Origin of the sequence: Microbacterium sp. LRZ72 (assembly GCF_033792225.1) — a bacterium.
Taxonomy (GTDB): Bacteria; Actinomycetota; Actinomycetes; order Actinomycetales; family Microbacteriaceae; genus Microbacterium.
The window spans coordinates 1-523 of sequence record NZ_JANGEX010000045.1 but is presented as its reverse complement, the minus strand read 5'-3'; the positions used below and the strand labels follow the sequence as shown (position 1 = coordinate 523).

The window sequence follows — 523 nt, the reverse complement described above, 5'->3', positions numbered from 1 at the left end:
TAGGTGGCGTCGAGGAACACGTACGGGTAGGCCTGGTCCGCGAGGGGCCGGTCGCGGAACGCGGCGACGTCCTCGTCCAGGTTCGCGCAGATCCGTGACACCTCCGACTTGCTGATCCCCGTGTCAGCACCGAGCGCCTTGACGAGGTCGTCGACCTTCCTCGTGGAGACACCATGGACGTACGCCTCCATCACGACCGCGAACAAAGCTTGGTCAACGCGGCGGCGGCGTTCCAGCAGCGACGGGAAGAACGACCCCTGCCGCAGCTTCGGGATCCGCAACTCCAACTCACCCGCGGTCGTCGTCAAGGTCCGAGGGCGGGTGCCGTTGCGCTGCGTCGTCCGGGCCGGGGTCCGTTCGAACGGGGCGGCGCCGATGAACGCGGCCGCTTCCGCGTCGATCAGCTCCTGATAGAGCGTCTCCGTCGCCGTCCGGATCCGATCGCTGACGTCGGTGAGTTTCAGTTCCCCGAGGAGCTCGAGGAGGGCAGACTGGTCTAGAGCCATCGTGCGTTGTGTCCTTC

At 66.7% G+C, this 523-nt stretch carries 1 protein-coding gene; it reads right to left on the bottom strand.

Annotation, left to right across the window (positions count from 1 at the left end; translation table 11 throughout):
• The coding region (locus M4I32_RS15180) for a transposase (protein WP_319035318.1) at nucleotides 1-506 on the bottom strand (506 nt) is incomplete at its 3' end.
• Nucleotides 507-523: the final 17 nt, after the last annotated feature.